The 7850-nt window shown below is 74.1% G+C and carries 9 protein-coding genes and 1 pseudogene; 2 read left to right on the top strand and 8 right to left on the bottom strand.

Features of this window, described 5'->3' with window-relative positions; all coding sequences use genetic code 11:
* Window positions 1-22 precede the first annotated feature (22 nt).
* A complete protein-coding gene (locus ACFV0G_RS02620) occupies window positions 23-382 on the bottom strand; it encodes an NADH-quinone oxidoreductase subunit A (RefSeq protein WP_095873518.1) in 360 nt (119 codons plus the stop codon).
* 546 nt (window positions 383-928) lie between these two features.
* Between ACFV0G_RS02620 and ACFV0G_RS02625 the strand changes: the two genes are divergently transcribed.
* On the top strand, window positions 929-1255 hold the full coding sequence (locus ACFV0G_RS02625; RefSeq protein WP_380540396.1) for a MazG-like family protein: 327 nt from the start codon (window positions 929-931) through the stop codon (window positions 1253-1255).
* Window positions 1252-1809 (top strand): GNAT family N-acetyltransferase, encoded by a 558-nt coding sequence (locus ACFV0G_RS02630; protein ID WP_380540399.1) that lies wholly within the window; start codon window positions 1252-1254, stop codon window positions 1807-1809. The genes ACFV0G_RS02625 and ACFV0G_RS02630 overlap by 4 nt, the downstream gene beginning before the upstream one ends.
* Here the strand turns inward: ACFV0G_RS02630 and ACFV0G_RS02635 are convergent.
* The 7 genes and pseudogenes from ACFV0G_RS02635 to ACFV0G_RS02665 form a co-directional block, all read right to left on the bottom strand.
* Window positions 1796-2341 (bottom strand): FHA domain-containing protein, encoded by a 546-nt coding sequence (locus ACFV0G_RS02635; protein ID WP_380540402.1) that lies wholly within the window; start codon window positions 2339-2341, stop codon window positions 1796-1798. The genes ACFV0G_RS02630 and ACFV0G_RS02635 overlap by 14 nt on opposite strands.
* Before the next feature lie 68 nt (window positions 2342-2409).
* A complete protein-coding gene (locus ACFV0G_RS02640; protein ID WP_380540405.1) occupies window positions 2410-3711 on the bottom strand; it encodes a geranylgeranyl reductase family protein in 1302 nt (433 codons plus the stop codon).
* A 93-nt stretch (window positions 3712-3804) separates the two neighbouring features.
* Window positions 3805-4497, bottom strand: a complete 693-nt coding sequence (locus ACFV0G_RS02645) for a demethylmenaquinone methyltransferase (protein ID WP_380540408.1) — start codon at window positions 4495-4497, stop codon at window positions 3805-3807.
* Window positions 4498-4595: 98 nt separating this feature from the next.
* Window positions 4596-5165 (bottom strand): hypothetical protein, encoded by a 570-nt coding sequence (locus ACFV0G_RS02650; protein WP_380540411.1) that lies wholly within the window; start codon window positions 5163-5165, stop codon window positions 4596-4598.
* Window positions 5166-5353: 188 nt separating this feature from the next.
* Window positions 5354-5959 carry a hypothetical protein gene (locus tag ACFV0G_RS02655; protein ID WP_380540414.1) on the bottom strand — a complete coding sequence of 202 codons (606 nt, stop codon included), beginning with the start codon at window positions 5957-5959 and terminating at the stop codon, window positions 5354-5356.
* On the bottom strand, window positions 5959-7173 hold the full coding sequence (mqnC, locus tag ACFV0G_RS02660; protein ID WP_380540417.1) for a cyclic dehypoxanthinyl futalosine synthase: 1215 nt from the start codon (window positions 7171-7173) through the stop codon (window positions 5959-5961). The genes ACFV0G_RS02655 and mqnC overlap by 1 nt, the downstream gene beginning before the upstream one ends.
* 118 nt (window positions 7174-7291) lie before the next feature.
* Window positions 7292-7850, bottom strand: a pseudogene (locus ACFV0G_RS02665) (hypothetical protein); the annotation flags it as partial.

Here is a 7850-nt window from a genome sequence, read left to right on the forward strand (position 1 = left end):
CGCCCGTTCACAAAGTCAGCGGTCAGTCCCACTCCAGACCGCCGCGGCGCCAGACATAGGCGTACGCAACGAAGACGGTGGCGATGAACAGGAGCATCTCGACCAGCCCGAAGATCCCGAGGGCGTCGAAGCTGACCGCCCAGGGGTAGAGGAAGACGATCTCGATGTCGAAGACGATGAAGAGCATCGCCGTCAGGTAGTACTTGATCGGGAACCGACCGCCGCCCAGCGGCTGCGGGGTCGGTTCGATGCCGCACTCGTACGCCTCCAACTTGGCCCGGTTGTAGCGCTTCGGGCCGGTGAGCGAGGCCATCACGACGGAGCCGACCGCGAACGCCGCCGCGATGGCACCGAGTACGAGGATCGGCGCGTAGGCATTCATAGCCCCCGCTCCCTCCGTCCAGTCGTCCTTGACTGCAGATAGGAACTGCCGGGTCACGCTGGGGTGATCCGGTGATCCGAACCGTGAGATCGACCCCATGTGAGGCAGTTCACAAAGCCCGGATCGAGCGCATCCTATGCCCGTCGGCTTGTGATCTGCGACACGCGGTTCTGAACGATCTTTGTGATCTACGCCACCCGGCAAACGATCACCAAGGGGATCAAGCCACGGCTTAACCACCCAACGAAGGCGAATGGTCACAAACGGTCGCATTCATTTCTGAAGCGACTGGTCAGGGCCGTGCGCCTATATCAATCATGCTGCGGCCGGAGCAAATTTCTGAGGCACCGGGTTGACGTGATATAGCTCCTCACCCGCCGGGGTACATGCCCGGTGCACGCGTTTGACCCTTCGTTCACAAGCTCACGAAACCCGCCCCGACCGGCGCCTTCCGCGCCCGCCCCGCCGGCCCGGCCGGCCCGGTGGCGACGGGGCCCCCGGTGCTGCCCTACCGTGGGAGCCCGCCGCGCAGAGGGGAGCCGCCGCATGGACAGCAGCTGGGGGACGATCGACCGGCTGGTCGGCTGGGCGGACGAGGCCGGCGCCCTGCCGCCGGGCGAGGAGCGGCTGCTGCGGATCCTGAAGATCTCCGAGGAGGTCGGCGAGGTCGGCCGGGCCGTGATCGGCGCGACCGGGCACAACCTGCGCAAGGGCGTCACCCACAGCTGGCAGGACGTCCAGGACGAGCTGTGCGACGTGATGGTGGCGGCGATGATCGCGCTGCGGACCCTCACCCCGGACGCCGGCGCGGTCTTCGCCGAGCGGCTCGCCCGGGTCGAGGCCCGGTCGCAGGCCGTCCGGGAGGCCCGGTGACGGAGCTCCGCCCGGCGCCGGCCCCGCACCTGCGGCTCGCCCCGACCGCCCGGCTCGACCTGCCGCCGCTGCGGCCCGAGCACGCGGAGGCGATGGCGCAGGCGCTCGCCGACCCGGCGCTGCACGCCTTCACCGGCGGCGAGCCGCTGGACGCCGACCGGCTGCGGGCCCGCTACGAGCGGCTGGCGGCCGGGCCGCCCGACCCGACCGAGCGGTGGTGGAACTGGGCGCTGTGGCTGCGGGCCGAGGACCGGCCGGTCGGCTTCGTCCAGGCCACGGTCGACGGCGGCGGGCGCACCGCCGAGATCGCCTGGGTGGTGGGCGTGCCCTGGCAGGGCCGCGGGCTGGCCGTGGAGGCCGCGCGGGCGCTGGCCGCCGGCCTGGCCGGTGCGGGCGTCGCCCGGCTGGTGGCGCACGTCCACCCCGACCACCGCGCCTCGGCGGCGGTCGCGGCCGCCGTCGGACTGCGGCCGACCGGCCTGCTGCAGGACGGCGAGGTGCGCTGGGAGGGCCCGGCCGGCCGCTCCCCGGACGCGCCGGTCAGCCCCCGCTGAGCCGGAACGACGTCCGGCCGAAGCCCACCTGGTCGCCGGGCCTGACCCGGACCGGGCCGGTCACCCGGCGGCCGTTGACGTAGGTGCCGTTGGCCGAGCCGAGGTCGTGCAGGACCCAGCCGCCGTCCTCGTGGCGCAGCTCCGCGTGGGTGCGCGAGACGGTGGCGTCGGAGAGCCGCAGCCCGCTGCCGTGGTTGCGGCCGATCACCAGCGGCTTGGGGCCGGGCAGCGGCAGGGCGAGCTCGGGCAGCTGCTGGGTGCTCCAGGTGCGGCGCAGCCGGACGTGGAAGGCGGAGACGCCGGCGACCGCGCGCAGCAGCACGCGGGAGAGCGGCCCGCCGGCGGGCAGGCCGCTGAGGGCCTCGTCGATCTCGGCGCGGGTGCGGGCGACCAGCACGAGCTCCATGCGGCGCATGAAGGTGTCGTGCGAGAGCCGGCCGCTGCCGACGCCGTCGCGCAGCGCGCCGAGCGCCCGTTCCCGTTCGGCCTCCGACGGCCGGGCCGCCCGCGTGCCGATTTCTGCTGACACCATGGGGCGATTGTCCGGCCAGGCGAACTGCCTGTCCAGCGGCCCTTCACCGGACGGGCCGTGGCCCTGCCTCAGGCGTTCGGGGCGACCTTGGTGAGGCCGTTGATGATGCGGTCCATGGCGTCGCCGCCCTGCGGGTCCGTCAGGTTGGCGAGCAGCTTGAGCAGGAACTTCATCAGGATCGGGTGGGTGAGGCCGCGTTCGGCCGCCATCTGCATGATCTTGGGGTTGCCGAGCAGCTTCACGAAGGCGCGGCCGAGCGTGTAGTAGCCGCCGTAGACGTCCTTGAGGATCTGCGGGTAGCGCTGCAGGGCGCGCTCGCGGCCGGCGTCGGTGACCCGGGCCATGGCCTGGACGACGACGCCGGCGGCGATCTGGCCGGACTCCATCGCGTAGGCGATGCCCTCGCCGTTGAACGGGTTGACCATGCCGCCGGCGTCGCCGACCAGCAGCAGGCCGCGGGTGTAGTGCGGCTGCCGGTTGAAGGCCATCGGCAGGGCCGCGCCGCGGATCGGGTCGGTCATGTTCTCCGGGGTGTAGCCCCACTCCTCGGGCATGCTCGCGCACCAGCTCTTCAGCACCTCGCGCCAGTTGAGGTCGCCGAAGGCGGGCGAGGAGTCGAGGATGCCGAGGCCGACGTTGGAGGTGCCGTCGCCCATGCCGAAGATCCAGCCGTAGCCGGGCAGCAGCTTGCGCTGGCCGCCGCGGGTGTCCCAGAGCTCCAGCCAGGACTCCAGGTAGTCGTCGCTGTGGCGGGGCGAGGTGAAGTACGTCCGGTAGGCGACGCCCATCGGACGGTCCTCCCTGCGGTGCAGGCCCATGGCGACCGACAGCCGGGTGGAGTTGCCGTCGGCGGCGACGACCAGCGGGGCCTTGAAGACGACGGCGCGCTTCTCGTCGCCGAGGCGGGCGGTGACGCCGGTGATCCGGCCGCTGCGCTCGTCCAGGACGGGGCCGGTGACGTTGCACTGCTCGAACAGCCGGGCGCCGGCCTTCTCGGCCTGACGGGCCAGCAGCTCGTCGAAGTCGGCGCGCTTGCGGACCAGCCCGTAGTCGGGGAAGGACGCGAGCTCGGGCCAGTCCAGCTCCAGCCGGACGCCGCCGCCGATGATCCGCAGGCCCTTGTTGTGCAGCCAGCCGTTCTCGGTGGAGACGTCGATGCCCATGTCGACGAGCTGCTTGGTGGCGCGCGGGGTCAGGCCGTCGCCGCAGACCTTCTCGCGCGGGAACGCGGTCTTCTCCAGCAGCAGGACGTCCAGGCCGGCCTGGGCGAGGTAGTACGCGGTGGTGGCCCCGGCCGGGCCGGCGCCGACCACGATCACGTCGGCGGTGCTCTCGACGGTGCCGCTCAGGTCGATGGCGGTGTCGGACACGGGGGCACACTCCTGCACTGGGACGGCGGACGGCGGACGGCGGTGCCGGGTCGGCTGGGACCCGGCCGGCCGCGAGTGCAGTCTAGCCAGGGCTTATGCGCTGAAACCCCGGTGCAGCGCCACGATGCCGCCGGTCAGGTTGCGCCAGGCGACCTTGGACCAGCCGGCCTGCTGCAGCTTGGCGGCGAGTTCGGGCTGGTCGGGCCAGGCGCGGATGGACTCGGCGAGGTACACGTACGCGTCGGGGTTGCTGCTGACCGCGGAGGCGACCGGCGGCAGGGCCCGCATCAGGTACTCGGTGTAGACCGTGCGGAACGGCGTCCAGGTCGGGGTGGAGAACTCGCAGATGACGACCTTGCCGCCGGGGCGGGTCACCCGGTGCATCTCGCGCAGGGCGGCGTCGGTGTCCTGCACGTTCCGCAGCGCGAAGGAGATGGTGACGGTGTCGAAGGTGTCGTCGGCGAACGGCAGCCGGGTGGCGTCGCCCGCGGTGAGCGGCAGCTCCGGGTGGCGGCGCTTGCCCTCGGCGAGCATCCCGGTGGAGAAGTCGCACGGCACGACCTTGGCCCCGGCCTCGGCGAACGGCAGCGAGGACGTCCCGGTGCCGGCCCCCAGGTCGAGGATCAGCTGGCCCGGCTCGGCCGCGACCGCGTCGGCGACCGCCTTCCGCCAGGCCCGTGCCTGACCGAGCGAGAGCACGTCGTTGGTGCGGTCGTACTTGGCCGCGACGTCGTCGAACATCGCGGCGACTTCGTGGGGCTGCTTGTCCAGGGAGGCTCGGGTCACGCCCCCATTGTTGCGCGGACCGGGGCCACCCGTGCACGCAGGTCGGCGCGGAGCGGCGCGGTGCCGTCGCGGCGGCGGCCGGTCAGGGTGCGAACGGGCTACCGCAGGGCGCGGCGGCCGCCCCGGCGGCGGCGCGAGCGCTTCCCGTGGGTCAGTGCGGGCATGCCCTCGGCGGCGAGCAGCACCCCGGCGCCGACCCGGGAACGGGCGGCGGGCGCGGGGTTGGCCCGGCGGTGGCGCAGGATCCTGGCCAGGCAGAGGGCGAGGCAGAGCAGGGCGACCGGGACGCTGGTGCGGGCCAGGGTGATGCCGACCGGCTGCGGGTAGCGGTTGCCGCAGACCCGCACGGCGGCCGGGTCGTCGGCGGCGTGCTCCAGGCAGATGGGGTCGCCGACCCTGGCGTGCTCCGGCAGCCACAGGTCGGCGGCGGTGAGGCGGCGGCCCTCGGCGGTGTAGCCGACCTCGCTGTAGGTGCCGCTGCCGCCGGGGAGCTGGGTGACGGTGCCCTCGACCCGGACGGGGTTGGCGGTGATGCGGTCCGCCTGGTCGGCCTGGCGCCAGCCGAGCAGGCACATCCCGAGCGCGAGGACGGCGCTGAGCACGGCCGCGGCGTACCATCCTCGGCCCAGCCGCTTGGCGGGCGGGCGGGGGGCGGTGGCGGGTCGCATCGTTCCTGTCCTGGCGGCCGGACGGGGCACCCGGTCGGGGGCCCGGTGGTGAGGGGGCGTCGGCAGGCTGTCGCCTGAGTGACTGTCCGGGATCGTAGCCGCTGGCGGGGCCTCAGGTCACGACGGGAAGTGATCGGTTTGTGCGGGGTTCCCGTACCGCTCGCGGAGGCCGCCGCCGCCGCGGGGGCTCAGCGCCGCCGGTACACCAGGCGGCCGGCCAGCACGGTGGCCAGGCAGCAGCCCGCGCCGGCCGCCTCCAGCTCCTCGACCGAGCCGGCCGCGAACACCGCGAAATCGGCCGGTGCGCCCACCGCGAGCGGCCGGTGCACGGCCTGGGCCAGCGGTCGGCCGGCCAGGGGGTCGAGGCCGCCGTCGGCGCCGTCTCCGGGCAGCGCGGCGAGCCCGGAGCGGGCCACCGCCGTCCGGACCGCGGGCAGCGTGAACGGGCCGGCCACCGCGGTGGTGCCGTGCCCGAGCATCCGCTGCAGGCCGCGGCGGGCGGAGCCCCCGCGCTGCTCCTCGGAGACGGGCACGTCGAGCGGTTCGGCGCCGAGCTCCTCGCGCGGGTCGGGGTGGTAGCGGCCCTCCAGCAGCCGGGCGCCGGCCGGGTTGGCCAGGCCCGGGACGAGCAGGCCCGGCCAGTCGCGGACCCGGGCGCCGGGGTCGGCGGCCGCGAGGTCGCCGTAGCGGCCGAGCGCCGCCACCCGGTCGCCGTCCACCAGCACCGCCCCGTCGGGGACCGGCGGGGCGGCCGGGTCGGCGACCAGCAGGGCGGCGCGGTGGAGGGTCCGCATCAGGTGGTGGAGAGGATCGTCAGCTCCGGGTGGGCGGTGCCGCCCTCGATCGCGGTGGAGGCGATGTGCGAGGCGACCCGCGGGTCGACCGGGTCGTTCGCCGGGTCGTCGAGGACCCGCAGGTGCTCGTAGGTGGTGGAGCGCTGGGCGGGGGTGCGGCCGGCCGCGCGGATCAGGTGGATCAGCTCGGTGAGGTTGGAGCGGTGCTTGGCGCCGGCCGCGGAGACCACGTTCTCCTCCAGCATGACCGAGCCGAGGTCGTCCGCGCCGTAGTGCAGCGACAGCTGGCCGGCCTCCTTGCCGGTGGTCAGCCAGGAGCCCTGGATGTGGGCGACGTTGTCGAGGAACAGCCGGGCGATGGCGATCATCCGCAGGTACTCGAAGACGGTGGCCTGGGTCGAGCCCTTCAGGTGGTTGTTCTGCGGCTGGTAGGTGTACGGGATGAAGGCGCGGAAGCCGCCGGTGCGGTCCTGCACGTCGCGGATCATCCGCAGGTGCTCGATCCGCTCGGCGTTGGTCTCGCCGGTGCCCATCAGCATGGTGGAGGTGGACTCCACGCCGAGGCCGTGCGCGGCCTCCATGATCTCCAGCCAGCGCTCGCCGGACTCCTTCAGCGGGGCGATCGCCTTGCGGGGCCGCTCGGGCAGCAGTTCGGCGCCGGCGCCGGCGAACGAGTCCAGGCCGGCCGTGTGGATCCGGCCGATCGCCTCCTCGATGCTGACACCGGAGATCCGGGCCATGTGCTCGACCTCGGAGGCGCCCAGCGAGTGGATGACCAGCTGCGGGAACTCGGCCTTGATCGCCGAGAAGGCCCGCTCGTAGTACTCCACGCCGTAGTCCGGGTGGTGGCCGCCCTGGAACATGATCTGGGTGCCGCCCAGCTCGACCGTCTCCGCGCAGCGGCGCAGGATCTCGTCGAGGTCGCGGGACCAGCCCTTGTCGCTCTTCGGCGGCACGTAGAACGCGCAGAACTTGCACGCCGTCACGCAGACGTTCGTGTAGTTGATGTTGCGCTCGATGATGTACGTGGCGATGTGCTCCACGCCGGCGTAGCGGCGGCGGCGCACCGCGTCGGCGGCCGAGCCGAGGGCGTGCAGCGGCGCGGAGCGGTAGAGCTCCAGCGCCTCCTCGGGGGTGATCCGGCCGCCGGCGGCCGCGCGGTCGAGGACGGCCTGCAGGTCGGTCGCGGGAGAGTCGACGGTCTGCTCGGACACCTGGCGGGCCTTCTTTCTTTCCGACGTGGGGAGTGCCCTGCGGCGGGCGCCCCTGGACGGGCGGGGCACCCGGCCGGCATGACCGAACCAGCCTACGCCAGGGCCTTTCGGCGCCCGATCACCCCTGCTTCGCCAGGTCGCCGGACGGGTCGGAGCCGAGCGGGGCGCCGGAGACCTGCAGGTGCAGCACGCCGTGGCCGTCCGCGGTGTAGGTCTGGCGCTCGGGGGCGCCGGTGCAGCCGGACTCGCGGCCGGTGGGCTCCTCCTGGAGCTCGATCCGGTCGGCGTCGACCGAGAGCAGGGTCAGCACGCCGTGGCAGACGGTGTCGTCGAAGGCGGAGGCGTTCGCGGTGCGCCCGACCGCCTCGCCGACCCGGCCGGCGGTGAACCGGACCTCGAAGGTGCTGGGCAGCGGCGCGATCCGGGTGGTGATGGTGCCCTTCCAGGTGCCGACGTAGCGCGCGGGCAGGCGGCCGTCGCCGGCGGGCGCGGACGAGCCGCCGGACGCCGGGGCGCTCGCGGGCGGGGACGTACCGGTGCCCGGCGGGGCGGAACCTGACGCGCCGTCCTGGCTGCCGCTGCCGCGGGCGCCGTTGTGCAGCGCCGTCCACCCGCCCGCGCCCCCCCGCGCCCCCGCCCGCGCGCGCGCGCGCCCCCGCGCCCGCCCCCCCCCCCCC

This window comes from Kitasatospora sp. NPDC059571 (genome assembly GCF_042735675.1).
Classification (GTDB): Bacteria; Actinomycetota; Actinomycetes; order Streptomycetales; family Streptomycetaceae; genus Kitasatospora.

Bases quoted from the DNA above. Each gene is read 5' to 3' on its own strand.
- ACFV0G_RS02635 (WP_380540402.1), bottom strand. From the start codon at position 2,341: ATGGTGTCAGCAGAAATCGGCACGCGGGCGGCCCGGCCGTCGGAGGCC.
- ACFV0G_RS02620 (WP_095873518.1), bottom strand. From the start codon at position 382: ATGAATGCCTACGCGCCGATCCTCGTACTCGGTGCCATCGCGGCGGCG.
- ACFV0G_RS02625 (WP_380540396.1), top strand. From the start codon at position 929: ATGGACAGCAGCTGGGGGACGATCGACCGGCTGGTCGGCTGGGCGGAC.
- ACFV0G_RS02650 (WP_380540411.1), bottom strand. From the start codon at position 5,165: ATGCGACCCGCCACCGCCCCCCGCCCGCCCGCCAAGCGGCTGGGCCGA.
- ACFV0G_RS02655 (WP_380540414.1), bottom strand. From the start codon at position 5,959: ATGCGGACCCTCCACCGCGCCGCCCTGCTGGTCGCCGACCCGGCCGCC.